This window comes from Variovorax sp. RTB1 (assembly GCF_035018765.1).
Lineage (GTDB): Bacteria > Pseudomonadota > Gammaproteobacteria > Burkholderiales > Burkholderiaceae_C > Variovorax.
Genome location: NZ_JASJXG010000004.1, coordinates 86,660 through 111,183, shown reverse-complemented (window position 1 = coordinate 111,183; position 24,524 = coordinate 86,660). Strand labels below are relative to the sequence as shown.

Sequence of the window (24,524 nt, the reverse complement as noted above, 5' to 3'; positions counted from 1 at the left end):
GCCCCAACGCCATGAACCCGACTGCAGCCAAACCCGTTTCTGCGCCTGACGCGCCGCCCACCGCCGCGGCAGCGACCCGCGGCGCCACGCTGCGCGGCCAGCTCGGCACCTACCTCGGCCTCGCTGCGGTGCTGGTCGGCATGGTCGCCCTGTTCGGCAGCCTGAGCGAGTATTTCCTGACACGCGAAACCTTCATCACCATCGCCAACGAAATACCGGCATTGCTCGTGATGGCGGTGGGGATGACCTTCGTGCTCATCATCGCGGGCATCGACCTGTCGGTCGGCTCGGTGCTGGCGCTGAGTGCTGCGATCACCACCGCGGCGATCCTGCAATGGCACTGGCCCGTTCCGGCCGCTGCGGCGCTGGGGCTCTTCGCCGGCCTGGCCTGCGGCGCGGTCACCGGCTCGGTCTCGGTCGCGTGGCGGTTGCCGTCGTTCATCGTCTCGCTCGGCATGCTCGAAGCGGTCCGCGGCGGCGCCTATCTGGTCACCAACTCGCGCACCCAGTACGTCGGCGATGCTATTTCAGGGCTCGCGACTCCCTGGATCGGCGGCATCTCGGCGGCGTTCGTGATAGCGGTGGTGCTGGTCGCGATCGCACAGGCGGTGCTGACGCGGACCGTGTTCGGTCGCTACGTGGTCGGCATCGGCACCAATGAAGAGGCGATGCGGCTGGCAGGCATCGACCCGCGGCCGATCCGAATCATCGTGTTCGCACTCACCGGGTTGCTCGCAGGTCTGGCGGGGCTGATGCAGTCGGCCCGCCTCGAGGCCGCCGATCCGAACGCCGGCGTCGGCATCGAGCTGCAGGTGATCGCCGCCGTGGTCATCGGCGGCACCAGCCTGATGGGCGGTCGGGGCTCGGTGGTCAACACCTTCTTCGGCGTGCTCATCATCGCGGTGCTCGAGGCCGGGCTGGCCCAGGTGGGCGCCAGCGAGCCGAGCAAACGCATCGTGACCGGGTGCGTGATCGTGGTCGCCGTCATCATCGACACGCTGCGCCAGCGCCGCGCCGGCGCGGTCTGACGGCAGAAACGACCATGGCCACCATCAGAGACGTTGCGCTGCACGCCGGGGTATCGATCACCACGGTGTCGCACGTGCTGAACGACACCCGCCACGTCAGCGAGCAAGGCCGCGAACGCGTGCAGGCCGCCATACGCGCGCTTGGGTATGTGCCGAGCGCCGTGGCGCGCAGCCTGAAAAGCAACACCACCTCCACGCTGGGGATGCTGATCCCGAACAGCTCCAATCCGTACTTCGCCGAAATCGTGCGCATCGTCGAAGACCGCTGCTTCGCCGCCGGCTACACGCTGATTCTCTGCAACACCGACGATGAGCCGCATCGGCAGAGCGTGTACATCAAGGTGCTGGCCGAGCGCCGTATCGACGGCCTGATCGTGGTGTCCACCGGAGACGACGATTCGCTGGTCACCCAACTGCGCGGCATCAGGTTGCCGATCGTGCTGGTCGATCGCGAGATCGCCGATCCGACGTGCGACCTCGTCGAGACCGCACACATGCAGGGCGGGTTGCTCGCCGTGCGGCATTTGCTGTCGCTCGGCCATCGGCAGATTGCCTGCATCGGCGGCCCAGCCGGCGTGATGCCGAGCGAGCAGCGCATCGAGGGTTGGCGCATGGCGCTGGCGGAGAGCGGTGCGGCGCCCGGCGCCACCACGCTGTTGTGGCGCGGCGGCTTCACCAGCCAGGGCGGCTATGAGGCGATGCATGCGATCCTGCGCACCGACCAGCCCCCTTCCGCTGTCTTCGCGTGCAACGACCTGATGGCGATCGGCGCGTTGCGCGCCGCGCACGAGACCGGCGTCCGGGTACCGGACGAACTGTCGATCGTCGGCTTCGACGACATCGAACTGTCGGGCTACACCAGCCCGCCGCTTACCACCGTCGCCCAACCCAAGGATCACATCGGCGCACTGGCGGTGGACATGCTGCTGGAGCGCGTCAGCCAGCGCCGGCAGGAGCCACGCAAAGTGGTGCTGCAACCCGAATTGCGCGTGCGCGCATCGACGGCCAGGATGCTTGCAGGCCCGCCATGATTCCGACCTCATCCTCAGCACCGCCGCGCATCGTCGTGCTGGGCAGTCTCAATATGGACCTGGTGGTGCGGGTACCGCACGCGCCCGCAGCAGGCGAGACGCTGCAGGGCCATTCGATCCACAGCATTCCCGGTGGCAAAGGCGGCAATCAGGCAGTGAGTTGCGCGCGCCAGGGTGCGCTTGTCAGCTTGGTCGGCTGCGTCGGTGCCGACGCGAACGGCGAGGCGTTGCGCCAGGCGCTGCAGCAGGACGGCATCGACACCTCGGCGGTCACCACCGATGCCTCGGCGCCCACCGGCACCGCACTGGTCATGGTCGAGGACACGGGCCAGAATCGCATCGTGGTGATTGCCGGCGCCAACGCGCGTGTGGAAATCGACGACGTGGCGCTGGCAGCACGGCTGCACGGTACGGCGTTCCTCATTGCACAGTTCGAAACCCCCGTCGCGCAAGTCGCGCGTGCGATGACTGCGGCCTATCGCGCCGGTTGCCGCGTGCTGCTCAACCCGTCGCCGGTGCAACCGATCGATGACGCGCTGTGGCCGCTGATCGACACACTGGTGGTCAACGAGGTCGAGGCGCAAACGCTTTCGGGCCGACTGGTCGAGAGCCCGCGCGATGCCGCCCTGGCTGGCGAGTCGATGCGTGCACGCGGCGTTGCACGCGTGGTGGTCACGCTGGGCGCCAGCGGCGCCGTGGCCGTCGATGCAGACGGTGCGCGCCACCATCCGACACTTCCCGTGGAGACGGTCGACACCACCGCAGCCGGCGACACTTTTCTAGGTGCGCTGGCGGTAACTCTCGCCTCCGGCGCGTCACTGGACGAGGGCGTTAGCCTGGGCATCCGGGCCGCAGCGCTGTGCATCACGCAGCCCGGCGCTCAACCCTCCATCCCGCTGCGCAGCGCCGTGTTGCGCAGTGCCTTGCCACCCGCCTGGACACCACTTTGAAACGCACTTTGCTACTCCATCCCGAACTGTCGCAATCGATCGCCCGCCTGGGTCACGGCGACATGGTCGTACTCGCCGACGCCGGTCTGCCGATTCCCGATGGCCCGCGCCGCATCGACCTCGCGGTCACACCGGGCGTGCCCCGACTCGCCGACGTGCTCAGGGCCGTGCTGTCGGAGATGCAGGTTGAGCGCGCCATGATCGCGCGGGAAGCGATCGACGCCGGTGCAGGCCACGTGCTGCCAGCCTGGTGTGCCGGTCAGTTGACCATCGCGCCCGAAATGATCTCGCACGAGGAGCTCAAGCGCTTGTGCGCGCGCGCCAAGGTGGTGGTGCGCACGGGCGAGTGCACGCCTTACGCCAACATCGTGTTGTGTGCCGGAGTGACGTTCTGAGGAGTCGAGGCTGCGCCCGACCTATCCGAAGACGTAGTTGGCACCGACCGGCTGGCCCACTTTCAGCACCTGCTCGGCGCCCTCGGTCCCGCCCTGCAGCACGATGCAGTTCATGCCGAAAGTGATGGCGCCGTCGACCCGGTCGTTTTGCCGGTAGGTCGATAGCGTGTCGCCAACCTCGTGCGTCGACACGGCGGTGGCGGGGTCGATGTCCGGAATGGGACAGCGCGGGCACGGCTTCGCGGGCTGCAGCAAGGCCCGTGCGTCGGGTGCGGTAGCGACATGGAAAGTGTCGACCCGGTCTTCGTCCTGCGCCTCGATGCCGGCCAGCACGATGTTCGGGCGGAATCGCTCCATGCCGACCGCGCCATGCCCGGCGGCCACCAGCTTCTCGTTCAGTTCGGCAAGCGATGCTTCGCTGGTGATCAGCAGCGGGAAGCCGTCGGCGAACTGGTTGGTCGCTTCCACGCCTCGGGTCCACTTCATGTTCGACAGGCGCTTTTGCTCGGGGTCGAAGCGGACCATCCTGAGTTGCCGGGGCTTGCCGGGCTCCGACAGGAAGTCGCTGAACCACTGCGCGGCGATATCACCCATGTCGTAGGCGGCCACCTCGTCGTTCCAGACCGTGACCCGCACCGGACCTTCGACCCGATCGAATGCGATGTGGAGTGCCAGCATTCCGGGGGCGCGGAGCACCATTTCCATCTGCTTCATCTGCGGCCTGACGAGCGCCATCCGCGGCAGCTCGCGCTGTGTGACGAACACACCGGCGGCATCGACCACCATCCAGGCGCGGTCGAATTCAAGTCCCGCTTCGGTAAGCAGGACTTCGGGGAGTTCGACGCCGGCACAGGATTTGATCGGATAGACGAACAGGCGCGAGATGGTGGCGCGAACGTCGAAAGCCGCCAGGTCGGCAAGCGGAGCGGCGTTGGGTGAAGTCACGGCGGTTTCCTTGAAAACGTCACGAAAAGACGCGAATCTGCGATTGTCCCGCAGCGCACGGCAGCGGGAGGCAACTCCTACAATCCGCCGATGTCTCTTCCCCCCGAAGTCTGTATTCGCGGCGCCGGCATCGTCGGCCGCACGCTGGCGCTGTTGCTGGCGCGCGAACGCGTCAGGGTGGCGCTCGTGGCGCCGCAACTGCCGAACCCGCACGAAGACGTGCGCGCCTATGCGCTCAATGCCGCTTCCCGGACCTTGCTCGAAGAACTCCGCGCCTGGCCCGATGCGCAGCACGCGACCCAGGTCCGCGAGATGCAGGTCAACGGCGACGGGGGTGGTCGCGTGCAGTTCAGCGCCCCGAGCCAAAAGGTCGATGCGCTGGCCTGGATCGTCGACGTGCCGGCGCTGGAACGCCAGCTGAGCGATGCGGTCCGCTTTCAGCCACGCATCGACATCGTGGCCGAGCCGGTGGCGGCAGCGCTCACGGTGGTGTGCGAGGGCAAGGTCAGCACGACACGTGACGCACTCGGCGTGCGATATGAGGTCACGCGCTACCCGCAACATGCGATCGCCGCGCGACTCGAAGCCGAACAACCGCACGGGGAGATCGCCCGCCAGTGGTTCGACGACCGCGGCGAGGTGCTGGCATTGCTGCCGGTCGGCGGCCCCGGTAGTCGCTCGCTGGCGCTGGTGTGGTCGGTCGACCAACTGCGCGCGCCGGCGTTGCTGGCCCTGAGCGCAGACGACTTCGCCACGGCGGTGCGCGAAGCCAGTCAAGACGCGTTGGGTGCTTTGACGCTCACGAGCGAGCGTGCCGCCTGGCCCCTGCAGCGCGCCATCGCCGATCGCTGGAGCGGCACGATGGCCGACGGCAAGGCATGGGCTCTGGCGGGTGACGCGGCGCACACGGTGCATCCGCTCGCGGGCCAGGGGCTCAATCTCGGCCTGGCCGATGCGGCCGAACTGGCCTCGGTATTGAAGGGCCGCGAGTATTGGCGGGGCGTCGGCGATGCGCGTCTGCTGCGCCGCTACGAACGTGCCCGTCGCACCGACGTGCTCTCGATGAGCCTCGCGACCGACGCGCTGCAGCAACTCTTCGCGCATCGCACCGAGCCGCTGCCGGCACTGCGCAACTGGGGCATGCGTGGATTCGATCGCACGCGGTTCGTCAAACAGTGGATAGCCCGGCAGGCAATGGGCCTTCCCTGACGCCTTCCGGCATCACACTCACTCAACGATTTAAACGGTTCTCTCATGAAACTCGCTTGCAAACTTCTTGCCGTCTTCGGCTTCGGGGCTGCCCTGCTCACCAGCTTCAATGCGCTGGCCGGCGAAGCCGAAATCCGAAAGAACCTCGCGGCGCGCATTCCGCAGTTCGCGAAGATCGACGAGGTTTCCAAATCGCCGATGTCCGGCGTGTACGAAGTCCGCATCAACGGCGCCGAAATCTTCTACACCGATGAGCAGGGCAACTACCTGCTTCAAGGCAATCTCATCGATGTGAAGGCGCGCAAGAACCTGACCGAAGCGCGGGTCGAAAAGCTCAGCGAGGTCGCATTCGACAAGCTGCCCGTAAACGACGCTTTCAAGATCGTGCGCGGCAACGGCAAGCGCAAGCTCGCAGTTTTCGAAGATCCCAACTGCGGCTACTGCAAGCACTTCGAGCGTGACCTGAAAACGGTCGACAACGTGACGGTCTATCTCTTCCTGTACCCGGTGCTCGGTGCGGATTCGACTGCCAAGGCGCGCAATATCTGGTGCGCCAAAGACAAGGCCAAAAGCTGGAACGACTGGATGTCGAGCGAGGTCAGGCCCGATGCGGCCAGCACCGATTGCGATGTCGCCGCCGTACAACGTAATGTCGAATTCGGCCGCAAGTACAACATCACCGGCACGCCGACGTTGATCTTCAGCGACGGCTCGCGCGCACCGGGGGCCATTCCTGCAGCGCAGGTCGAGCAGAAACTCAGCGCAGCCAACTGATGGGCGCTCCCCGGAGCGCGGCAACCGCAACCGCAACCGCAACTGCAGCGGCCATTCACTATCGCGTCGAATGCGCCGACCGCAATGCGCATCTGTTTGCGGTCACCCTCACCATCGATCGGCCAGCACCGCATCAACGCGTGTCGCTACCGGTGTGGATTCCGGGCAGCTATCTGGTTCGTGAGTTCGCCAAGAACCTGCAAGGCCTCAACGCGAAGCAAGGTCGCCGCAACATCGGCATCGCGCAACTCGACAAGTGCACATGGGAAGTCGATTGCACGCCTGGTCAGCCATTGGTGCTTCGCTATGAAGTGTGTGCATACGACAACTCGGTGCGCACCGCGTGGCTCGACGTCGACCGCGGCTTCTTCAACGGCACGAGCCTGTGCCTGCGGGTCGATGCCCAGACCGATACGCCGCATGCGATCGAAGTCCTCGCGCCCAAACTTTTGCCTGGACATGCGCGTTGGTCTTGCGTGACCGCGCTGGTCGGCGCAACGGTCGACAAGCAGGGCTTCGGCACTTACGAGGCTGCCGACTACGACGAACTGGCCGACTGCCCCTTCGAAATGGGCGCGTTCTGGAGCGGCGAGTTCGAAGCCTGCGGCGTGCCGCACCGCTTCGTCGTCGCCGGTGCGACAGCGTCGTTCGACAGCGAACGGCTCATCGCGGACACCAAAGCCATCTGCGAAACCGAGATGCGTTTCTGGCACGGCGACAAGGTCGGCAAGCGCGGTGGCACGAAGCTCCCGTTCAACCGCTACGTCTTCATGCTGAACGCGGTCGACGATGGTTATGGCGGCCTCGAACACCGGCACTCAACCGCTCTGATCTGCACGCGCCGCGATCTGCCGCAACTCGGCGCGAAGAAGCAGCCCGAGGGCTACACCACGTTGATGGGACTCATCAGCCACGAGTACTTTCACACCTGGAATGTGAAGCGCATGCGCCCCGCCGAGTTCGCGCGCTACGACTACACCCGCGAAAACCACACGCAGTTGCTGTGGCTCTTCGAAGGTTTCACCAGCTACTACGACGACCTGCTGCTGCGCCGTGCCGGCCGCATCGACGACACGACCTATCTGCGCCTCATCAACAAGACCATCAACCAGGTCATGCAGACGCCGGGCCGGCTGGTTCAGTCGGTCGCGGACGCCAGTTTCGACGCCTGGGTCAAGTACTACCGGCAGGACGAGCAGACACCCAATGGCACGGTCAGCTACTACACCAAGGGCGCGCTGGTCGCGATGTGCTTCGACCTGACGCTGCGCAGCGAAGGCAAGGGCACGCTCGACGACGTGATGCGTTCGTTGTGGACGAAAAGTGCTGGCGGCCCGATCGAAGAAGCCGATGTGGCAAAAGCGCTCGAATCAGTGGGCGGCCGTTCGTATGCAAGCGAGATCGCGCAATGGGTGCACTCGACCGACGAGCTGCCGTTGTCGGGCTTGCTGCGCGCACACGGCATCGCCACGCTCGATGACCCGGCGCAGCGCGCGCAGGAACTCGGCCTGCGCGTGACGGAGACCAACGGCAGCGTGCAGGTCAAGGTGGTGCTGCGCGGCGGCGCTGCAGAAGCCGCCGGCTTCGCGGCGCACGACGAATGGATCGGTATCGAATTGCCGACGCGCAAAGGGCAGCCGACGCAGGCCTGGCGCATCACGAAGATCGAAGACCTGGCGCTCTACCTCGGGCCGCAGAAAAAGATGATCGCCATCGTCGCGCGTGACCGTCGCCTGCTGCGTCTGCCGCTCACGCTGCCGACAGGCGTGACGACATGGCGCCTCTTCGCCAAAGATGCCGCGTTGACGACGAAGTGGCTGACCGGAAGCTAGGCGAACCGTCGACTTGAGTCGACCATGGCCAGCGTCGCCTACAAAACGCGGCCGACCACCGCGATCACGAACACGAGCACGCCCAGCGCGAGGTTGATCGCGACGAGCATGCGGATGGTGGCAAGCGCCTTGCCGGCGGCCGGCCAATCGCGTGACGCCACGAAACGCACCAGCTTCGGAAACCCGGCGAAGCGGATGTGGCCGTACATCGCCATCATCACCAGCCCCAACGCCAGCATCGCGTGAACGCTCCAGTGCACCCGCGCGAAACCACCGGCCATGGCGACCATCGCGAAACCGGTGAGCAGCAACAACACGATCGCGCCACCGACCCAGCCCAGAAAACGTCCGAGCGCTGCCGCCATGAACGGCAAGCGCAGCGGTGGTTCCAGCACGGCGACAGCGGCAGGACGGACGGCGAAGTGCATCGTCGCCATGCCGCCGACCCAAAACGCGGCGGCGAGCAGATGCACGCAAAGAAGGGAAGAGATAAGCAGGTTCATCGTGGTCGGTCTTGGTTGCCGGAGTGGTCTGGCAGTGTCGCATCCAACGCACGTGTTCGCAGAGGCTTCGCTATAGTGACCCGCAGCCTTTTCCCCGAAACTTTTTCATCGCCAACGGAGACACCATGAGCTACGAAAACATCGAAGTCCGCACCGAAGCCGGCAAGGTCGGCATCGTCACGCTGAACCGCCCCAAAGCCCTCAACGCACTCAACGACGCGCTCATGACCGAGCTCGGCGCGGCGCTCAAGGCGTTCGACGCCGACGAAGCCATCGGCTGCATGATCATCACCGGCAGCGAGCGAGCGTTCGCGGCCGGCGCCGACATCGGCGCCATGGCCAAATTCAGTTTCGTGGACGCCTACAAGAGCGACTACATCACGCGCAATTGGGAAACCATCCGCACCATCCGCAAGCCGGTGATCGCGGCAGTGAGCGGCTTTGCACTCGGCGGTGGCTGCGAGCTCGCGATGATGTGCGACTTCATCATCGCGGCCGACAACGCCAAGTTCGGTCAGCCTGAAATCAAGCTGGGTGTGATTCCCGGCGCGGGCGGCACGCAGCGTCTGCCGCGGGCGGTCGGCAAGAGCAAGGCGATGGACATGGCACTGACCGGCCGCATGATGGACGCGACCGAAGCCGAGCGCGCCGGGCTGGTAAGCCGCATCGTGCCGTTCGACAAGCTGGCCGACGAAGCACTCGGCGCCGCGTTGGTCATCGCCGATTTCTCGCAGATCGCGGTGATGGCAGCCAAGGAATCGGTCAATCGTGCTTTCGAGAGCGGGCTGTCGGATGGCGTGATGTTCGAGCGCCGGCTGTTCCATGCGCTGTTCGCGACGAACGATCAGAAAGAAGGCATGGACGCCTTCGTCGGCAAGCGCAAGGCCGACTTCAAGAACGCCTGAAGTCGGTACCGCCCGCGCCCTAAGGCAGTGCTCCGCCGCTTACCGCGGGGCTTCCGCTGATGTCGCACCGGGCGGTGACCCTGCCGCAGGAGCAGCAGGAGGTGCCGGATCGGCTCGCGGCGCTGGCGCAACCGCCTCCGCTAATGAGCGCACCAATGCCGCGAGCGACCCTGCCGACGGCGCACCCGTGGCCGGTGGCGCTGTACCTTCACGCCAACGCACCTGCTCTCGGGCGAGTTCGAGCACCGCCAATACTTTGCCGTCACGTTCGAACGTCAGCCGCCACTCGGCCCCGCCAACGAATCGCTGCGCGCCCACGGCAGTGATCGCCGCAGAGCCGATCAGCGGCAGCAATTCACGTCCTTCGGCGCGCGACAGGCTGCGCGTTTCGCCACCGCTTTGCGCGATGGTGAGCCGCGTCCACTGCGACAGCGCGGCGAAGGTCGGCGGGTCGGTGGCTTCGGTGCGTACCGTCGATGTCGGTGCGGCTTTGACCGCGCGTGCGGGAGGCGCTGCGGCGGCACCGGGCGTACCGGGCAGCCCGGGTGCTGCTGCACCGGCAGGCGGTGAGGCGCCTGCCGCCGGCTGATCGGCGGCGCTGGAATCCCGTGACTTCGCGGCAGAGGCAGGTGTTGCTGTTGGTGCAATGGATTGCGCCGGTGCCGTCGGTATCGGCTCCAGCTTGAGCACTGCGCGCGGCGGCGCTTGCTCGGCCTCCGCGCGCTTCGACGAACTCTCAAGGTCGGCCGCAGCCGCCTTCGGCTCGCGAGCCCGCACCGGTACCGGTGCCGGTGCCGGTGCCGGTGCCGGCAAAGCTTCGACTTTGGGTGGCGCAACGACTGCAGGCGCAGGCTCGGAAATCGCTGGTGGCGCAGGCTTAGCAGTTGCTGCGGCCGTCTCGGTCGACGTGCCTGGCGTTGGGGCCGGAACAGACGTCGTCGAAGGCTCCTGAGGCGCCTCGACCGGGGGTAGCGCGGGCGCTGCGTTGCGAGGCTCCAGTCCCGGCATCGGCGTGGTGTCTATGGGCTCCGGTGGAAGCGTGTTTGCAGCTTCGCGGGCCGTCGGCGCCGCACTCGACTTCGCCTCGCTGTCGAGCCGCGCTTCGGGCACCGGCTCGTGCTGCCACAGTGCGGTCACGATGACCCCAACAAGCACGGTCGCAAAAGCAGCGTTCCATGGCATGCGGCTGCGACCGCTTTCGCCACCGATACCCAGCAGGCGCTTCCACAGCGGAACCATCGGCGCCAGCGAAATGTCTTCGTCGCGCGGCTCGACCGCCTCCCGCGCGCGCTGCTGAATGGTCCGGCGAATCCGCCAGTCCGGCGCGACAGCGGCATCGGGAGCGTTCTGCAGCGCACGCCGGAGCACCGGATCATCGAACTCGTCGGGGAAGGCCACATTGCCCATCGGTTCGTCGCTCATTTGCGAACCCTCAGCACGGACAAGTAGCGCTCCATGCACTCCCGCAATTTCTTGATGCCATAGCGCAATCGACTCTTCACCGTTTCGAAGTGCGTGTCTAGCGCATCGGCCAGCGCCTCGACCGTGAAGCCATCTTCGTGATGCAACAAAAACGCAGCGCGTTGATCGTCGGGCAACTCATCCAGGCAGGCCAGCAGACGCCGGCCCGCAGCGCGCCAGAAAGCGATTTCTTCGGCCGACGGATGGGCCGCATCGGACGGCGACGCACCTTCGTTCAGCAAGCCGCGGCTGAACAGCCGTCCGGCTTCGAGGCCATCGCCGTCTTCGTCGTGGGCATAGAACTGCACCTCGCGTCCGCTCACGCGCAAGCGGTCCATCGCGAGGTTGTGGGCGATGGTGAAGGCCCAGGTACGCCACGCCGCGCCTTGCGGAGAAAAGCTGGCGCGCGCCGTCACTATGCGCAGCCACGTGTCCTGAAACACCTCGTCGACCTCGGCCGACAAACGCAACCCAAGCAAGCGCTTGACGAAGCGATACAGTGCGTTTTCATGACGTGCATAGAGCATGTCGAAAGCGGCCGCGTCGCCTGCCGCATAGGCGAGCATCAATTGATCGTCCCCCATCGCGTCGGGGGTGGACGGTGTAGCGGGGTCCGCTTCGAGGGTGGGAGCGAGCATCGGGCGATTTTCACCTGAGCTTGTACGGACGGCGATGCCGTTCGGGGTCGATTGTCGAAGAGTTCACGAGCCGGCTATAATGTTGGGCTCGGCTCTTTAGCTCAGTCGGTTAGAGCGATGGAATCATAATCCACAGGTCCGCGGTTCGAATCCGTGAAGAGCCACCAGACCCAGCAACGGAAGCCCGCTATCGAACTGATAGCGGGCTTTTTTTGTTTGCAGGCGCTTGTAGGCAATCTGTAGGCGACAGCTAAGCGTCTCCTCGAAGGGGCGATCAACGTGGCGATCCGGCCGCCAGCCTGCAAGGCTGCGCGCCCTCGGGCAAACTAGAAAACATGCCACGACGCAATTCCCCCAACGACATCCGCGACCTCGATGACCTGAGCCGCCTGGCCGACGTGGTGGTCGACAAACGCCAGGGTCAGCGCGCCGCGGCGAAGAAGAACCGCCGCAACCGGCACTACGAGAAGCAGTTCACCCGCAATACGCTCGCACATCTGCTTAGCGGTAAGGCTGTTGCGGCCCATGGCGCCGAACCCGCATGATCCAGGCGCTGGCGGTTCTCACCACAGCCTTGCTGTTCGGCGGCATGGCTCTGTATTCGTTCGGCTTCGCGGCCTTCCTGTTCACGGCCTTGCCCCCCGACGTTGCAGGCGCCACACTGCGGCGCGCGTTTCCAGCGTTCTATCTGTTCGTGATCGCGGCCGCGGCAATCGGCGCGGGCCTGCTGTGGCCTCTGGATGCGGTGGCTGCCGGGCTGATGGCGGCCATTGCCATCACGACAGTGCCCTCGCGCCAGTTGCTGATGCCGGCCATCAATGCCGCCACCGACCAAGGGATGCGCCAGCGCTTCAGGTGGCTGCACGGCATGTCTGTAGTAATTACGCTGGCGCACATCGTGGCTGCTGGCGCTGTGCTGGTGCGGCTGGTCTGAGTGAATCACGCCCTCAGAACTAACGGCGTTTCTTGGCGCCGTGCCCTGGTCACGTTACTTCGCACACGTCGATAGGCTGACTAACTGTCGATTTCTACTCGAAGGCATTGGGTGGCAAGTTGCCCAGTGTGGAGTGCAGCCAACACTGTTGTAGAAGCCGACGATGTAGTCGGCAATGTCACCCGTGGCCTCGGCATGGTTGGCGGAATCGCACTGTCAGACGCGCTCCATCTTCAGGTTCAGGAAGAAGCGCTCCATGACGGGTTGTCCCACCAATTTGCGTTGCGACTCATGCTGCCAACCATTCCGTGCTTTGCCAGAAGGGCTCAATGTGAACCACAGGCGTACTGACTTCCACGATCCGAATGCACTATCAAGCCCGGGCCTGGTTGACGCTGCGCAATGGCCAGCCGCAACGCCTCGCACACCCGCTTGCAGGGGCAGACCCGAGCTTGGCATGCCCTTGCTGTCTCGCACTGATCTGTGGGCGCAGAAGCTGATGGCAAATGCAGACCATGGCCTCGATAAAGTTACTGTTAGTCGTGACAATTGAATTGGGACAGATGCTCAAAGGTTGGGAGCCTGTGCCGCGTGGAGCCTTTGACATCCACATCTACCAACACACACGGACCCCAAGTAAGGAACCTCCATGGCCGCCGCCTCCCCCTTCGTGATTTTGCTGGTGCTTCTGCTGCTGGGCGCCTTCTACACCGTCAAGATCCTCGATCAGTTTCAGCGCGGCGTGGTGCTGACGCTGGGCAAATTCACTGGCGTCCGGGGGCCGGGTCTGACGATCCTGATCCCTTTCGCGCAGACCATGCGGCGCGCCGACATGCGGGTCAAGGTGATGCCGATTCCGTCTCAAGACGTGATCACCAGCGACAACGTTTCGGTGAAGGTGTCGGCGGTCGCATTCTTCAAGATCGTCGATCCGAGGATGGCCTTGCTTGACGTCGAGGACTACCTGAGCGCCATCGCCCAACTCGCACCGATCGCGCTGCGCGCCAACATCGGCAAGCACATGCTGGACGAGCTGCTCTCAAAGCAGGATGTGCTGAACAAGGCTTTGAGCGTGGCGCTGGAGGAACGCACGCAAAGCTGGGGCGTGCACATCATCAACGTCGAGATCCGTACCGTCGACCTCGACCAGACGATGATCCGGGCGATGGCCCAGGAGGCCGAAGCCGAACGCGGCGCACGGGCCCGGGTGATCACGGCCAACGGCGAATACGAGGCGGCCGCCAAGCTCGCTGAAGCTGCCGACATCCTGTCGAAAAATCCAGCTGCACTGACACTCCGCACGCTGGCGACCTTGAAGGAAATCGGCGCCGAGCAAAACACCACCATCATCTTCCCGGTCGCCCAGGAAAATCTGATGGCGCCGTCGCTTTCGGGCGTAGCGATGGCATACGCGTTGTCGCATCAAGCTCCACCGCCCGCCCGATCTGCCGCGTCCAATCCGACCTGAGCGCAGTCTTCCGGTCCCCGCGCAGGCTTCGTGGATGTCACCTGCATAGCTCTTCAGAGTGAAGGTACGCGCTCCCATTCCATCGCACTAAGGGCGGCACAGGCAAGCTGCGGCGAGCCGAAGGGCAGTGTCGCAATAAGTCATGACGAGTGAGCGAATGCGATGGCCGAGAGAACAAGTTGAACGAAGCGCTGCGCGTCTTTCTGCGACACAACCGCGAATTCGGGTTTGAGTTCTTGTTCGAGTGGGGAGCGGTGTGTCGTGAGCCGAGCAACTAATCGAGACCGATGTGCGGCTCGCATCACTTCAGAAGCTGCTCGCGAATCGTCAGTAACTCCTGCCGACGCATTGCGTCCGACTTCGGATAACTCATCTGAAGCGTCCCGAGTGTGTCGAGAACGATCTGGGACACGATCAGCCGCGCGTTCTCCTTGTCGTCAGCGGGTACGACATACCACGGTGCCGCCCGCGAAACTTGATGATCCGCGTGCCCTTGCGGGTGAGGCTCCTTCCAGACCGTCTTCGCGTCGAGCGGCGTTCCGGGCAGCGCTCGGATGTTTGAAGCTGAAGACCTGGCAGCCTTGTGGGTTGACGCCGGACATCACTTGCTGGATGACACCGTCTTTTCCCGCAGCGTCCATCGCCTGAAAAATCATCAACACCGCACGGCTGTTGGCGGCGTACAGAAGTTTTTGCAACGCGCTCAGTTGCGCGACATGCTCAGCCAGAACTCTTTGATATGCCCCCTTGGACTTGCAGACAGGCTTCACCCAGGTCGGCCGCTTCTCGAGCGTCACCTTTTTGCCCTGCGGCACGCGGAAGTCTTCGGTGTTCAGTTTCATGCTCGTCCTTTTGACCGTGAGCGCTGCGCCCACCGGCCATCACAGGGGTCGATCGACTACGCGATGGCGCATCGCTTGAAAACCGGCATCTTCACGGCCGCCGAACGACTCCGACGCCGACCGCCGCGGCCAGCGTGCCGGTCACAAGCGCAAGGGGCAGCGGTGTCATCAAGATGCCAACAACGGCCATCGTCGAGAAGATCAGCACATTGGCCAAGAACGACAGGTTGAGCCACAGGCCCGGGCGAGACCACAGGCGCCGGCGTTCGCGAAAGGCGTGGAGCGTTGTCTGGCTGCCGAACACCAGGGCGACAAGCGCGAGCGTATCGAGGGCTGCGGCGTCGAGCCCCATCCTGAAATGGCCGACAGCCACCGCGCCGATGATCCAGGCGTTTGGAATACTCACGTGACTACTTCGGCGTGAGCCGGTATAAGCCGCCCGCGTGGTCATCCTCAATCAACCACAGCGCGCCATCCGGCGCCTGCTCGACGTCGCGGACACGGAAGCCGACTCCCCAGTGCTCGGCCGGTGTCGCGATCGCGCCGTGCACCTCGATCCGATGCAGGGCGCGGCTTATGAGACCGCCCGCGAAAGCCGAGCCCTTCCAATCCGGAAACATCGCGCCGCTGTAAAACATCAGGTTGCCGGGCGCGAGGACGGGTGTCCAGTAGATCACGGGTTTGGCAAGGTCGGCGCGCGTGTCGGGGCTTGCGATGGGCACGCCGTCGTAGTTCACCGCATAGGAGACGAGCGGCCAACCATAGTTCTTACCCGGCTCGATCAGGTTGAGTTCGTCGCCGCCGCGCGGCCCGTGCTCGAGTTCCCAAAGCCGGCCATCCGGCGCGAACGCGAGCCCGTAGGGCGTGCGATGCCCCGAGGTCCAAGTCTCGGAGGGCGTCAGATTGGGGCCGTCAAAAACATAGGTGCCCACGACCGGCGCGGTTTTAGCGGACTCCGTATCTCTTGGCGGATCGATCACTGGGACGGACCGTGCGCCGGTCTTGCCCTCCATCGGGTTGCCGGGTGCGGGCTTGCCGTCCAGGGTCAAACGCAGGATCTTGCCTGCCGGTTGGTTCGGGTCCTGGGCGGGAGTAAATCGCTGTCGATCGCCCGCTGTGAGGAAGAGAAAGGTCTGATCCGGCGAAAAGGCCACAGCAGCGCCGACCTGGCCCCCCTTGCCCTTGATCGGGTCGCGCCAGACGACCTTCAGGTCCCCCAGCGAGGCGGTGCCAACGCCAATCTTGAGCGTCGCGCGGGCGAGCGCCAGGCTCGAAGTCCCCGGGTCCTGACCGGGCTCTGAATAGGTCAGGTAGATCGCCCCATCGCTCGAATAGGCCGGGGCCAAGTAGACGCCGAGCAGGCCGTTCTGCCCTTCGTGCAGCACGGGCGGCACGCCAGTAACTTCGAGCTTCTCCCCGGATTGGGTCACTAGAAAGAGCTTGCCGCTCTTCTCGGTGATCAGCATGCGTCCGTCCGGCAGAAAGGCGATGCGCCACGGCAGATCGAATTGCGCGAACTTCGTGAGCTTGAACGGAGGTGATGGGGTGGGAGGCAGAGATCCGGCGTTGATCTGCGCCACTACGGGCGTAGCACCGAGGAGCAACCAGGGGATGAGTCCGAACTTCGGGAATTGCATGCTTCGCTCGCCAGTGGCCAAGCAGGAGAGTATCCGGCGAGCGTGAAAGCAGCGCCGTGCACCGGGCTATCGGCGCGACGGGCGCGACGGGCGCGACGGGCGACGAGCGACGAGCCTTTCATCAACACCAGCTTGTGCTGCCAAGCTGCCGTGTCGTGCGCCGGCGCCACAGTGATTGCAGACGTTCAATTGCAGGTTGCCAATGACGTAAAAGGGCCCGAAGCGGTCACTCAAACTGGCTCAGGCGTCTAGGAAAGGCTGCAAGCTCCAGGGAGTCCTGCGCCGAATCGCGCGCCCACCAATACCGCGAAACCGAAGAGCACAACAGCGATAACGGCGGGAGCAGCAACGAACCATGTCGCAATGGTTAAAAAAACCCATAGGAGAAACACCGGAACGGTAGCTGCGATTGCTGTCTGGCGGAGAGATGTAAGACCGAAGGTCCATCCGTGAAGTACGCCGAAGAGGAAGCCCAACATAAGCAGCGCAACGACGTTCGCGCTGATTTCGTACACCGTCCGTCCCGCAGTCGCGGGAGGCACGCCACCGGTGAACTCACCAGATATCAGCGCCGCAATCGGCTTGACTAGAAATACAACGATGACGCCGCCGGCGATTGCAGCGGAGATGCGAGCGAACCTCAAAAAACGTTTCATGTAGTTTAAATCGACGGCATCGACTGACCGGTTTTGGCCCGATAGCAGCAGCTGGGGCGGGCTCTCAGGCGTCTTCGTTGCTCCAAGGAGCGGATTCCAGGGGCAAGGTCACTGACGCCATCAAATGGGGGAGCTGCGTCAGCACCAGATCGATCACCACCCGCACCTTCATCGGCAACGTCCGCACCCTCGGCCAGATCGCGTTGAGCTCATAGCCGAAGGGCGTGGCTTCCTCGAAAACGCGCACCAGTCGGCCCGCTTCGACTTCGCGCGCGGCCATCCAGACCGGTACCCGCGCCAAGCCCCAACCGGCAATGGCGCCGTTTATCACTATATCTAGCGAGTCGCAGACGAAGCGCGACTCGATCTCAAAGGGGAGGTGGATGTCTGCATTGTCGGCAGAGGCAGGGCTGCCGCCAGCCTTGGCGCGCATAGCCCACGAAACGATGCGACGTGCGCTGCGCCACAAGGTCTTCATAGGACGCAGGCCGCGAGTGCTTGGCCAGATACCCCGGCGACGCATAGACCCCCATCACCTGCCGGCCGAGAGCGCGCGCGGCTAGCGTCGTGCTGTCATCAAGCGCACCGCTGCGGATAGCTAGATCGATGCCTTCCTCGATCAAGTCGACGCGCCGGTCTCTGTAGGTGATGTCGAAGCTCAGTTGCGGATGCCGCTCACCCAAGTCGAACAGAAGTGGCGCGATCAGCAGTCGGCCGATGATGATGGGCATGGTGAGCCGCACGCGGCCCACTGGATCCCGCCGGCCGGCTTCGAGCTCTTCGCCCGCAGCGGCCAATTCGTCCCGCGCCCGTCGACACCGCTCGTAGTAGGACTGCCCTGGCTCCGTCAAACGATGGCTGCGCGTCGTGCGATGAAAGAGCCTTGTATCGAGCCGGGCCTCCAGCCGCGCCACGCTTTTGCCCACCGCAGAGCGGGTGAGCTTCAGCTTGTCGGCTGCCGCCGCGAAGTTGCCGGCTTCGACAACCGCCACGAAGACCTCGATGCTGTCCAGCCGTTCACTCATTAGAGAATTTTAGGATGCAATCTGGCGACTGAAATGTTCCATTGGTGATTCATGAGAGCCAAAAAAGCGCGACAAAGCGATGGCGCTCGGCGCTGCGCATGTCATCGCACGCGAAGCCGACTGGCCAGCCGAGGTCAAGCGCTTGACCGGTGGACGCGGCGTCGATCACTTGCTGGAGACCGTCGGCGTGGCCAATCTGGGACGCTCGCTGACCGTCGTGGCGCCAGGCGGCAGGATTTCCTTGATCGGCGTTATCGAGGGAGGCAAGGTCGAGGCCCAGGCCATCGACCTCATCCGCAGCTGGGCGGTCGTACAGGGCATCAGCGTGGGCCATCGTCGTGCACTGGAAGACATGATCCGCGCCATCGATACGACGCACATGCAGCCCGTCATCGACACGGTCTACGGCTTTGCCGATGTACGGGCTGCCTTCGCGCAATTGGAGCGTGGCGCTTTCGGCAAGGTGGTCGTCTCGATTTGAGATTTTGGTCAACCTGTGCGCGCCGTTCAGTGACCTTGTCTTGGCCTGAAGAGATCGACCCGGTCGCGACGTTGGTGCGGCAGTCGTTCGATTCGAACACCGTGCGTCGCGGTTCAGCAAGTGCAGCCTGCTAGCCGCCCAGATAGGCGTCTTGCACCTTCGGGTTACCGAGCAGCTCGCGCCCGCTGCCGGCCAGCACGATGCGGCCGGTTTCGATCACGTAGGCACGGTCGGCGATCTTCAGTGCCTGACGCACGTTCTGCTCGACCAGAAAAATCGTCAGCCCGTTCTTGTTGATCTCGCGGAGCGTCCGGAAGATGTCCTGCACGATGATCGGCGCCAGCCCCATCGAAGGCTCGTCGAGCAGCAGCACGCGCGGCCTGGCCATCAAGGCGCGACCGATGGCCAGCATCTGCTGCTCACCGCCCGACAGGTTGCCCGCCAAGCCATCGGCACGGTCTTTCAGCACCGGGAACAGCGTGAAGATGCGGTCGAGGTCGTCGGCACGCTGCGCACGGCCATCGCGCCGCGTGTAGGCACCAAGCTCGAGGTTCTCGCGCACGCTCAGCGTGGTGAGCGTCGCGCGCCCTTCCGCCACCTGCACCATGCCCGCGGCGACGATCTTGTGTGGCGGCAGCGAGGTCAGGTCTTGCCCTTGCAGCTCGACCTTGCCGGCCGCCTTCTTGACGAGCCCCGACAACGCCAGCAGCGTCGTCGACTTGCCCGCACCGTTGGCGCCCACGAGCGTCGTGATCTGCCCTTCGTGCAGCTCCAGGTCGATGCCTTTGACCGCTTCGATGTGACCGTAGGCGACCTTGAGCCCGTCGACCTTGAGAAGCACGGCGCTCATTGTTCAACCTCCGTGCCGGCTTCGTCTTCTTCGCGGCCGAGGTAGGCCTCGATGACCTGCGGGTCGTTGCGAATCTCGTCAGGGCCGCCGCGCGCGATGATGCGGCCGAAGTTCAGCACGGCGATGTGCTCGCACAGGCCCATGACGAAACGCATGTCGTGTTCGATCATGAAGATGGTGTAACCGCGCGCAGCGATGTTGCGAATCTCGACCATCAGGTCGGTCTTCTCGGTGCTGTTCATGCCGGCGACCGGCTCGTCGAGCAACAGCAAAGTGGGATCGGTCGCGAGCGCGCGCGCCAGCTCGAGCTTGCGCTGTTCGCCGTAGGAAAGGTTGTCGGCGATGTCGCTGGCCTTGTGGTCCAGCTTGACCCACGACAGCAACTCGCGCGCACGGTCCCGCGCACGGCGCTCTTCGCTTCGAAAGAGTCCCGACGAGGTCAGCAGCCCGAACGCACCGTAGCCCAGGTTGGCGTGCATGCCGACCATCACGTTCTCCAGCAGCGACATTTCCTTGAAGACGCGGATGTTCTGAAACGTCCGCGCAATGCCGGCACGCGTGATCTCGTGCGGCTTCATGCCGGCGAGATCGTTGCCCTGGAAGCGGATCGTGCCGCCGGTCACAGGAAGCAAACCGGTCGTGAGATTGAACACCGTCGTCTTGCCGGCGCCGTTCGGACCGATGAGGCCGAACACGCCGCCCTTCGGCACATCGAGGTGCACTTCCTGCAGCACCCTGAGGCCGCCGAAGTGACGCGAAACGCCATCGAGTGTCAGCAGGCCCGCGCTCATGCCACCACTCCCTTGCGACCGAACCAATTCCGGATGCGCACCGGATCCCAGATGCCCTTGGGCAGGAACAGGACGATCAACACGAGGATGATTCCGTTGAGCACCAGGCGGAAATCGCCGAAGGCCCGCAGCGATTCGGGGAGGATCGTCAGGATGACGCCGCCGAGCACGGGCCCGGTGAGTCCATTGATGCCGCCGAGCACCGCCATCGTCAGGATGTCGACGCCGCGGTCGAAGCCGAACTCGTTCGGTCCGATAAAGAAGGTCAGGTGCGCGTTGAGCGTGCCGGCCAGACCCGCGATGGCTGCGCCGAGCACGAAGGCCAGCATCTTGTGGGCGCCGACGTCGATGCCCATAAGCCCCGCGGCCGTCTCGTCTTCCTTGATGGCTTCGAACGCGCGGCCGATTTTCGAGTGCCGCAAACGCCAGAGTGCCGACAGCACCAGCACCACCGCGAGCAGCACGTGCCACCACTCCGTCGAGGGCGGAATACCGTTCAAGCCGAGGGCACCGCCGGTGAGTGATTCGGCATTGAGGATCACGATGCGCACAACTTCGCCGAAAGCCAGCGTTGCCATGGCGAGGTACACGCCCGACAGTCGCAGCGTCGGCTTTCCGATGATGAAAGCCATCAATGCCGGTGCCGCCATGCCGGCCGCGATCGCGACCGGAAACGGCGCGCCGTAACTCATCGTGAGGATGGCCGAGGTGTAGGCGCCGATGCCCATGAACGCGGCGTTGGCCATCGCCAGCATGCCGCACGACAGCGTGAGCCAGATCGACAACGCCAGCAGCGCATTGGTGCCGAGCGACAGCACCACGTTGCTGTAGACCGACCAGAAGTTGGCGAGCGAGTCCATCAGACTTTGCGTTCCTGCAAAGTGCCGAACAAGCCTTTGGGGCGCACCAGCAGCACGAGGAACAACAAGCCGAAAGCGACCGCGTCACGCATGGTTGAACCGATATAGGCCACCGACAGCACTTCGGCAAAGCCGAGGAAGAGCCCCCCCAGCAGCGCGCCACGAATGTCGCCCATGCCGCCGAGGATGATGACCGCGATGCCCTTGTGCAGCATCGGCTGGCCCATCAGGGGAAACACCGCGTTCGAATAGAGCCCGATGAGTACGCCCGCCAAGCCACCCAACGCTGCAGCAGCGAACGAGGTCATGAAGAACAGGCCTTCGACGTTCACGCCGACAAGGTACGCAGCCTTGGGCGATTCAGCGATGGCGCGCAGCGCGCGGCCGAGCTGCGTGCGCTTGAGCGCCAGCAGCAGCACTGCCATCAAGGCGAACGACAGCAAGATGATGCCGAGCTCGAGCGCCGTCAGATGAATGCCGCCGAGGCTCAACGACTGGTCCGAAATCACGCCTTGCGGAAAGCGGATGTTCTGCGCACCGAATATGCCCTGAATGCCGTTGTTGATGATGATGGCCACGCCGATGGTGGCGATCATCGGGATCAGGTGCGGTGCGTTGCGCGCACGCAGCGGCTTGAGCACCAGAAAGTCGATCAGCAGCCCGAGCGCACCGCAAAAAACAAAGGCGAACAGCATGCCCGCCCATAGCGGCAGCGCGAAGCGCGCCATGACCTCGACCGCCGCGTAAGCGCCGACCATGAAGACCGCGCCATGCGACAGATTGATGACGCCCAAGACGCCGAAGATGAGCGTGAAACCCAGCGCGAAAAGCGCGTACACGCAGCCCAGCGACAGGGCGTTGACGAGTTGCTGTTCAAGCAAAGTGAAACCTCCGAGCCCGCGACAAGGCAGGCAATACAAACGCTGAAGTTGCTGTCGACAACAGGCCGTCGGCATCGCTTCTTCAGGTGAGACACCGAGGAACCGGCTTTGCCGGACCTCTGGTGTCGCCCCCGGCAGGGGGTGGGAGTCGCGACACGCAGTGCGCAGCGACCTGGGGGCGAGTTCTACTTCTCGATGACGAACTCAGCGCCCTTCGTCACGCTGACGATCGGGACTTGTTGCGCGTCGTAGCCAGCCGGCTTGCCCGCCTTGTCCGTGGCGCGGCGAAACTGGAATGCACCGGTAGCGCCGGTCCACTTCACCGCCGGCAGCGCGTCACGCAAAGCGGTGCGATCGGCCGCCAGGGTGCCCGACAGCTTCACGGTCTTGATGGCCTGCGCCGCGATGTACATCGCGTCGTACGCCTGCGCCGCGAACTGGTCGGGTGCCACCTTGTACTTGTCGTTGTAGCCCTTGATGAACTTGCTGTTCTCGGGCGTCGCATTGCTCAACGACCACGGGCTGCCGACATACAGGTTGTCGGACTGGCCCTTGGCCAGATCGAACACCTTGGCCGAGTTCATGCCGTTGCCGCCGATGAAGGGCACGGCGAGGCCGAGCTGGCGCGCCTGCACCATGATCGGGGCGCCTTCGGCCAGCAAGGCCGACAGCACGATCGCATCGGCACCGCTGGCCTTGATCTTGGTCAGTTGCGCCTTGAAGTCGACGTCGCCCTTGGCGAAGGTCTCGGTGGTCGTCACCGGGATCTTCAGGTCGTCGAGCGCCTTCTTGAAGTTGTCGTAGCCGCTCTTGGTGAACACGTCGTCGTTGCCGTAGAGGACAGCGACTTTCTTGATGCCGGCCTTCTTGACCGCCATCTTGATGGTCTCGGGCAGCACGTCGGCTTCGGTCACCGAGTTGCGAAAGACGTAGTCGCCGATCGAGGTGATGCCGTCGGCCGTATTGGATGTGCCGAAGGCCACCGTCTTGCCGGCTTGAGCGATCGGGTCGCCAGCTTGCGCCGAATTGGACAAGGTCGGGCCGAACACCATCAGGACCTGGTCCTGAAAAATCAGCTTCTTGAAGACGTTGATCGCTTCTTCTTTTTTGCCTTGCTCATCGGCGACGATGAGCTGGATCTTGTCGCCGTTGATGCCACCGGCGGCATTGATCTCATCGGCGGCCAGTTCGAGGCCGTTGCGGATCGCGACACCGTACTGAGCGGCACCGCCGGAAAGGGCTTCAGCCACGCCAATCTTCAGATCGGCGGCCTGCGCCGTGGCACAGAAAGCTGCGAAAGCCAACAGCGTGGCCTTGAATGGAAGTTGTCTCATTTGGAGTCTTTCGGGGGGAAAAAACGAGCGCCAAGCATAAATCAGCTTGGGGCCGGGCATTTGCTCGGGCTACATCGGCAGCCAGGTTCCCACTCGTGCCGCCTTCGCGCGGAGGTACAAAAGGCGCGCCGTCGCGACATCTTCGAGCGCCATGCCGAGCGACTTGAAGAGCGTCACTTCGTTTGCACCGCCACGCCCCGGATGCGCACCGATCACCAGTTCGCCAATCTCTGCACGCAAGCTCGCGGGGCTCACGAGGCCAGCACGCAATGCGTTCAGATAGTCGCCCGATTCGGCAAGCGTCGACTCGCGCCGATCGACGAACAGCGACGCCCGGCCCATCAGCGCCGGCTCGATCTCGCAATAGGCCGGCGTGCTGGAGCCGACCGCGTTGATGTGCGTACCCGGCGCGATCCAGGCATCGAGAAGGATCGGCTCGCGCGCATTCGTGACGGTAACGACGATGTCTGCGTCGCGCACCGCGGCCTCTGCAGACCCCACCGCTTCCATGACGAACCCATAGGCGGGCTGTTCCACCGCCACGAACGCCCGTGCGCTGGCCAGACTGCGGGCGGCAACCTTGACCGAAGTGAGCGGCCGGGCAGCCGCCACGGCCTGCAACTGCCAATGCGCCTGATGGCCGCTGCCGATCAAGGCGAGCTTCGAAGCGTCGGGCCTCGCCAGCAGGCGCGTCGCAAGGCCGGTCATCGCCGCGGTGCGGATGCCGGTGATTTCCGAGGCCGACATCACCGCCATCAATGCGCCGGTCTCGCCGCTGAACAGCAGTACGCAGCCCTGGTGCGGGTCCAGCCCGAGCGCGCTGTTGCCGGGGAAGAAGCCACCGGTCTTGGCGCCGTAGACCGGGTCGGCCCCGCCGATGTAAGCCGGCATCAATCCCAGCAGACCTTTTGCGCCGGGCGGACTGACGATCTGACGCAAGGGCTGGTGCACTTCGCCCTGCGCAAGTGCGGCCATGGCGTCCGACATCAGGTCGATGCAGTCGGGCACGCTCAGGAGTCGGGCGACTTCCTGCTGGGCAAGAAACAGTACAGGCTCGACGACGTCGACCGCACTGGCAGTCATGCCTGATTCAT

General features: G+C 64.4%; 28 protein-coding genes, 1 tRNA gene and 2 pseudogenes. 13 read left to right on the top strand and 18 right to left on the bottom strand.

The window, feature by feature from the left end:
* Nucleotides 1-11 precede the first annotated feature (11 nt).
* Genes QN397_RS04415 through rbsD form a run of 4 tightly spaced genes read left to right on the top strand, consistent with a single transcriptional unit; the run spans nucleotide 12 to nucleotide 3,404 of the window.
* A complete protein-coding gene (locus QN397_RS04415; RefSeq protein ID WP_323500168.1) occupies nucleotides 12-1,028 on the top strand; it encodes an ABC transporter permease in 1,017 nt (338 codons plus the stop codon).
* Between the two features lie 14 nt (nucleotides 1,029-1,042).
* Nucleotides 1,043-2,059, top strand: coding sequence for a LacI family DNA-binding transcriptional regulator (locus tag QN397_RS04410; RefSeq protein ID WP_323500167.1), 1,017 nt, complete (start codon nucleotides 1,043-1,045; stop codon nucleotides 2,057-2,059).
* Nucleotides 2,056-3,009, top strand: coding sequence for a ribokinase (gene rbsK / locus QN397_RS04405; RefSeq protein WP_323500166.1), 954 nt, complete (start codon nucleotides 2,056-2,058; stop codon nucleotides 3,007-3,009). The genes QN397_RS04410 and rbsK overlap by 4 nt, the downstream gene beginning before the upstream one ends.
* A complete protein-coding gene (gene rbsD / locus QN397_RS04400; protein WP_323500165.1) occupies nucleotides 3,006-3,404 on the top strand; it encodes a D-ribose pyranase in 399 nt (132 codons plus the stop codon). The genes rbsK and rbsD overlap by 4 nt, the downstream gene beginning before the upstream one ends.
* A 21-nt stretch (nucleotides 3,405-3,425) precedes the next feature.
* Here the strand turns inward: rbsD and QN397_RS04395 are convergent, their stop codons facing one another.
* Nucleotides 3,426-4,349, bottom strand: a complete 924-nt coding sequence (locus QN397_RS04395; RefSeq protein WP_323495718.1) for an MOSC domain-containing protein — start codon at nucleotides 4,347-4,349, stop codon at nucleotides 3,426-3,428.
* 90 nt (nucleotides 4,350-4,439) lie between these two features.
* Between QN397_RS04395 and QN397_RS04390 the strand changes: the two genes are divergently transcribed.
* Genes QN397_RS04390 through QN397_RS04380 form a run of 3 tightly spaced genes read left to right on the top strand, consistent with a single transcriptional unit; the run spans nucleotide 4,440 to nucleotide 8,164 of the window.
* Nucleotides 4,440-5,558: an FAD-dependent monooxygenase gene (locus QN397_RS04390; protein WP_323500164.1), complete on the top strand. Its 1,119-nt coding sequence runs from the start codon at nucleotides 4,440-4,442 to the stop codon at nucleotides 5,556-5,558.
* A 45-nt stretch (nucleotides 5,559-5,603) separates the two neighbouring features.
* Nucleotides 5,604-6,332, top strand: coding sequence for a DsbC family protein (locus tag QN397_RS04385; RefSeq protein ID WP_323500163.1), 729 nt, complete (start codon nucleotides 5,604-5,606; stop codon nucleotides 6,330-6,332).
* Nucleotides 6,332-8,164 carry a peptidase M61 gene (locus tag QN397_RS04380; protein WP_323495721.1) on the top strand — a complete coding sequence of 611 codons (1,833 nt, stop codon included), beginning with the start codon at nucleotides 6,332-6,334 and terminating at the stop codon, nucleotides 8,162-8,164. The genes QN397_RS04385 and QN397_RS04380 overlap by 1 nt, the downstream gene beginning before the upstream one ends.
* A gap of 38 nt (nucleotides 8,165-8,202) precedes the next feature.
* On the opposite strand, the gene QN397_RS04375 is transcribed toward QN397_RS04380, so the two are convergent.
* On the bottom strand, nucleotides 8,203-8,667 hold the full coding sequence (locus QN397_RS04375; protein ID WP_323495722.1) for a CopD family protein: 465 nt from the start codon (nucleotides 8,665-8,667) through the stop codon (nucleotides 8,203-8,205).
* A 125-nt stretch (nucleotides 8,668-8,792) separates the two neighbouring features.
* Between QN397_RS04375 and QN397_RS04370 the strand changes: the two genes are divergently transcribed.
* Nucleotides 8,793-9,572 carry an enoyl-CoA hydratase gene (locus tag QN397_RS04370; RefSeq protein ID WP_323495723.1) on the top strand — a complete coding sequence of 260 codons (780 nt, stop codon included), beginning with the start codon at nucleotides 8,793-8,795 and terminating at the stop codon, nucleotides 9,570-9,572.
* Between the two features lie 39 nt (nucleotides 9,573-9,611).
* Here QN397_RS04370 and QN397_RS04365 read toward each other — a convergent pair whose 3' ends face one another.
* Together QN397_RS04365 and QN397_RS04360 are read right to left on the bottom strand one after the other, a co-directional pair.
* Nucleotides 9,612-10,994: a hypothetical protein gene (locus tag QN397_RS04365; RefSeq protein ID WP_323500162.1), complete on the bottom strand. Its 1,383-nt coding sequence runs from the start codon at nucleotides 10,992-10,994 to the stop codon at nucleotides 9,612-9,614.
* On the bottom strand, nucleotides 10,991-11,671 hold the full coding sequence (locus tag QN397_RS04360) for a sigma-70 family RNA polymerase sigma factor (RefSeq protein ID WP_323495725.1): 681 nt from the start codon (nucleotides 11,669-11,671) through the stop codon (nucleotides 10,991-10,993). The genes QN397_RS04365 and QN397_RS04360 overlap by 4 nt, the downstream gene beginning before the upstream one ends.
* Before the next feature lie 90 nt (nucleotides 11,672-11,761).
* Here QN397_RS04360 and QN397_RS04355 point away from each other — a divergent pair.
* The 3 genes from QN397_RS04355 (at nucleotide 11,762) to QN397_RS04345 (ending at nucleotide 12,605) form a co-directional block, all read left to right on the top strand.
* Nucleotides 11,762-11,838 (top strand) — tRNA-Met (locus QN397_RS04355).
* Between the two features lie 168 nt (nucleotides 11,839-12,006).
* Nucleotides 12,007-12,216: a hypothetical protein gene (locus QN397_RS04350; protein ID WP_323495726.1), complete on the top strand. Its 210-nt coding sequence runs from the start codon at nucleotides 12,007-12,009 to the stop codon at nucleotides 12,214-12,216.
* A complete protein-coding gene (locus QN397_RS04345) occupies nucleotides 12,213-12,605 on the top strand; it encodes a DUF4149 domain-containing protein (protein WP_323495727.1) in 393 nt (130 codons plus the stop codon). Before QN397_RS04350 ends, QN397_RS04345 begins: the two co-directional genes overlap by 4 nt.
* Before the next feature lie 94 nt (nucleotides 12,606-12,699).
* On the opposite strand, the pseudogene QN397_RS04340 reads toward QN397_RS04345, so the two are convergent.
* Nucleotides 12,700-13,057: pseudogene (locus QN397_RS04340) on the bottom strand (IS3 family transposase); the annotation flags it as partial.
* Between the two features lie 197 nt (nucleotides 13,058-13,254).
* Here QN397_RS04340 and QN397_RS04335 point away from each other — a divergent pair.
* Entirely contained in the window at nucleotides 13,255-14,073 is an 819-nt protein-coding gene (locus QN397_RS04335) for an SPFH domain-containing protein (protein WP_323495728.1), read from the top strand.
* A 301-nt stretch (nucleotides 14,074-14,374) separates the two neighbouring features.
* On the opposite strand, the gene QN397_RS04330 is transcribed toward QN397_RS04335, so the two are convergent.
* From QN397_RS04330 to QN397_RS04300, 7 genes are all read right to left on the bottom strand, one after another.
* A complete protein-coding gene (locus tag QN397_RS04330; RefSeq protein ID WP_323500245.1) occupies nucleotides 14,375-14,620 on the bottom strand; it encodes a hypothetical protein in 246 nt (81 codons plus the stop codon).
* Nucleotides 14,511-14,915, bottom strand: coding sequence for a hypothetical protein (locus tag QN397_RS04325; protein ID WP_323495729.1), 405 nt, complete (start codon nucleotides 14,913-14,915; stop codon nucleotides 14,511-14,513). The genes QN397_RS04330 and QN397_RS04325 overlap by 110 nt, the downstream gene beginning before the upstream one ends.
* Nucleotides 14,916-15,006: 91 nt before the next feature.
* On the bottom strand, nucleotides 15,007-15,321 hold the full coding sequence (locus QN397_RS04320) for a hypothetical protein (protein WP_323495730.1): 315 nt from the start codon (nucleotides 15,319-15,321) through the stop codon (nucleotides 15,007-15,009).
* 4 nt (nucleotides 15,322-15,325) lie between these two features.
* Nucleotides 15,326-16,552, bottom strand: a complete 1,227-nt coding sequence (locus tag QN397_RS04315) for a PQQ-dependent sugar dehydrogenase (protein ID WP_323495731.1) — start codon at nucleotides 16,550-16,552, stop codon at nucleotides 15,326-15,328.
* Between the two features lie 248 nt (nucleotides 16,553-16,800).
* Nucleotides 16,801-17,208, bottom strand: coding sequence for a hypothetical protein (locus QN397_RS04310; protein WP_323498613.1), 408 nt, complete (start codon nucleotides 17,206-17,208; stop codon nucleotides 16,801-16,803).
* Nucleotides 17,209-17,272: 64 nt separating this feature from the next.
* Complete coding sequence (locus tag QN397_RS04305; protein WP_323500161.1) at nucleotides 17,273-17,641, bottom strand: LysR substrate-binding domain-containing protein; 369 nt, start codon at nucleotides 17,639-17,641, stop codon at nucleotides 17,273-17,275.
* Nucleotides 17,577-18,200 (bottom strand): LysR family transcriptional regulator, encoded by a 624-nt coding sequence (locus QN397_RS04300; RefSeq protein WP_323500160.1) that lies wholly within the window; start codon nucleotides 18,198-18,200, stop codon nucleotides 17,577-17,579. The genes QN397_RS04305 and QN397_RS04300 overlap by 65 nt, the downstream gene beginning before the upstream one ends.
* A 103-nt stretch (nucleotides 18,201-18,303) precedes the next feature.
* Between QN397_RS04300 and QN397_RS04295 the strand changes: the two are divergent.
* A pseudogene (locus QN397_RS04295) lies at nucleotides 18,304-18,714 on the top strand (zinc-binding dehydrogenase); the annotation flags it as partial.
* A gap of 130 nt (nucleotides 18,715-18,844) precedes the next feature.
* On the opposite strand, the gene QN397_RS04290 reads toward QN397_RS04295, so the two are convergent.
* The 6 genes from QN397_RS04290 to QN397_RS04265 form a co-directional block, all read right to left on the bottom strand.
* Complete coding sequence (locus tag QN397_RS04290; protein ID WP_187053117.1) at nucleotides 18,845-19,564, bottom strand: ABC transporter ATP-binding protein; 720 nt, start codon at nucleotides 19,562-19,564, stop codon at nucleotides 18,845-18,847.
* On the bottom strand, nucleotides 19,561-20,355 hold the full coding sequence (locus QN397_RS04285) for an ABC transporter ATP-binding protein (protein ID WP_416352146.1): 795 nt from the start codon (nucleotides 20,353-20,355) through the stop codon (nucleotides 19,561-19,563). Before QN397_RS04285 ends, QN397_RS04290 begins: the two co-directional genes overlap by 4 nt.
* Nucleotides 20,352-21,215 carry a branched-chain amino acid ABC transporter permease gene (locus QN397_RS04280; RefSeq protein ID WP_323495738.1) on the bottom strand — a complete coding sequence of 288 codons (864 nt, stop codon included), beginning with the start codon at nucleotides 21,213-21,215 and terminating at the stop codon, nucleotides 20,352-20,354. The genes QN397_RS04285 and QN397_RS04280 overlap by 4 nt, the downstream gene beginning before the upstream one ends.
* On the bottom strand, nucleotides 21,215-22,096 hold the full coding sequence (locus QN397_RS04275; protein WP_187053119.1) for a branched-chain amino acid ABC transporter permease: 882 nt from the start codon (nucleotides 22,094-22,096) through the stop codon (nucleotides 21,215-21,217). Before QN397_RS04275 ends, QN397_RS04280 begins: the two co-directional genes overlap by 1 nt.
* Before the next feature lie 185 nt (nucleotides 22,097-22,281).
* A complete protein-coding gene (locus tag QN397_RS04270) occupies nucleotides 22,282-23,430 on the bottom strand; it encodes an ABC transporter substrate-binding protein (protein WP_187053120.1) in 1,149 nt (382 codons plus the stop codon).
* A 69-nt stretch (nucleotides 23,431-23,499) separates the two neighbouring features.
* Complete coding sequence (locus tag QN397_RS04265; protein WP_323495739.1) at nucleotides 23,500-24,513, bottom strand: ornithine cyclodeaminase family protein; 1,014 nt, start codon at nucleotides 24,511-24,513, stop codon at nucleotides 23,500-23,502.
* Nucleotides 24,514-24,524 lie beyond the last annotated feature (11 nt).

What these genes read in the sequence shown, in the direction of transcription:
- QN397_RS04365 (WP_323500162.1), bottom strand. Translation starts at nt 10,994, where the DNA reads ATGAGCGACGAACCGATGGGCAATGTGGCCTTCCCCGACGAGTTCGAT.
- QN397_RS04375 (WP_323495722.1), bottom strand. Translation starts at nt 8,667, where the DNA reads ATGAACCTGCTTATCTCTTCCCTTCTTTGCGTGCATCTGCTCGCCGCC.
- QN397_RS04415 (WP_323500168.1), top strand. Translation starts at nt 12, where the DNA reads ATGAACCCGACTGCAGCCAAACCCGTTTCTGCGCCTGACGCGCCGCCC.
- QN397_RS04385 (WP_323500163.1), top strand. Translation starts at nt 5,604, where the DNA reads ATGAAACTCGCTTGCAAACTTCTTGCCGTCTTCGGCTTCGGGGCTGCC.
- QN397_RS04335 (WP_323495728.1), top strand. Translation starts at nt 13,255, where the DNA reads ATGGCCGCCGCCTCCCCCTTCGTGATTTTGCTGGTGCTTCTGCTGCTG.
- QN397_RS04310 (WP_323498613.1), bottom strand. Translation starts at nt 17,208, where the DNA reads ATGAAACGTTTTTTGAGGTTCGCTCGCATCTCCGCTGCAATCGCCGGC.
- QN397_RS04325 (WP_323495729.1), bottom strand. Translation starts at nt 14,915, where the DNA reads ATGAAACTGAACACCGAAGACTTCCGCGTGCCGCAGGGCAAAAAGGTG.
- rbsK (WP_323500166.1), top strand. Translation starts at nt 2,056, where the DNA reads ATGATTCCGACCTCATCCTCAGCACCGCCGCGCATCGTCGTGCTGGGC.
- QN397_RS04345 (WP_323495727.1), top strand. Translation starts at nt 12,213, where the DNA reads ATGATCCAGGCGCTGGCGGTTCTCACCACAGCCTTGCTGTTCGGCGGC.
- QN397_RS04285 (WP_416352146.1), bottom strand. Translation starts at nt 20,355, where the DNA reads ATGAGCGCGGGCCTGCTGACACTCGATGGCGTTTCGCGTCACTTCGGC.
- QN397_RS04350 (WP_323495726.1), top strand. Translation starts at nt 12,007, where the DNA reads ATGCCACGACGCAATTCCCCCAACGACATCCGCGACCTCGATGACCTG.
- QN397_RS04390 (WP_323500164.1), top strand. Translation starts at nt 4,440, where the DNA reads ATGTCTCTTCCCCCCGAAGTCTGTATTCGCGGCGCCGGCATCGTCGGC.
- QN397_RS04270 (WP_187053120.1), bottom strand. Translation starts at nt 23,430, where the DNA reads ATGAGACAACTTCCATTCAAGGCCACGCTGTTGGCTTTCGCAGCTTTC.
- QN397_RS04280 (WP_323495738.1), bottom strand. Translation starts at nt 21,215, where the DNA reads ATGGACTCGCTCGCCAACTTCTGGTCGGTCTACAGCAACGTGGTGCTG.
- QN397_RS04380 (WP_323495721.1), top strand. Translation starts at nt 6,332, where the DNA reads ATGGGCGCTCCCCGGAGCGCGGCAACCGCAACCGCAACCGCAACTGCA.
- QN397_RS04370 (WP_323495723.1), top strand. Translation starts at nt 8,793, where the DNA reads ATGAGCTACGAAAACATCGAAGTCCGCACCGAAGCCGGCAAGGTCGGC.
- QN397_RS04265 (WP_323495739.1), bottom strand. Translation starts at nt 24,513, where the DNA reads ATGACTGCCAGTGCGGTCGACGTCGTCGAGCCTGTACTGTTTCTTGCC.
- QN397_RS04360 (WP_323495725.1), bottom strand. Translation starts at nt 11,671, where the DNA reads ATGCTCGCTCCCACCCTCGAAGCGGACCCCGCTACACCGTCCACCCCC.
- QN397_RS04290 (WP_187053117.1), bottom strand. Translation starts at nt 19,564, where the DNA reads ATGAGCGCCGTGCTTCTCAAGGTCGACGGGCTCAAGGTCGCCTACGGT.
- QN397_RS04315 (WP_323495731.1), bottom strand. Translation starts at nt 16,552, where the DNA reads ATGCAATTCCCGAAGTTCGGACTCATCCCCTGGTTGCTCCTCGGTGCT.
- QN397_RS04305 (WP_323500161.1), bottom strand. Translation starts at nt 17,641, where the DNA reads ATGCGCGCCAAGGCTGGCGGCAGCCCTGCCTCTGCCGACAATGCAGAC.
- QN397_RS04410 (WP_323500167.1), top strand. Translation starts at nt 1,043, where the DNA reads ATGGCCACCATCAGAGACGTTGCGCTGCACGCCGGGGTATCGATCACC.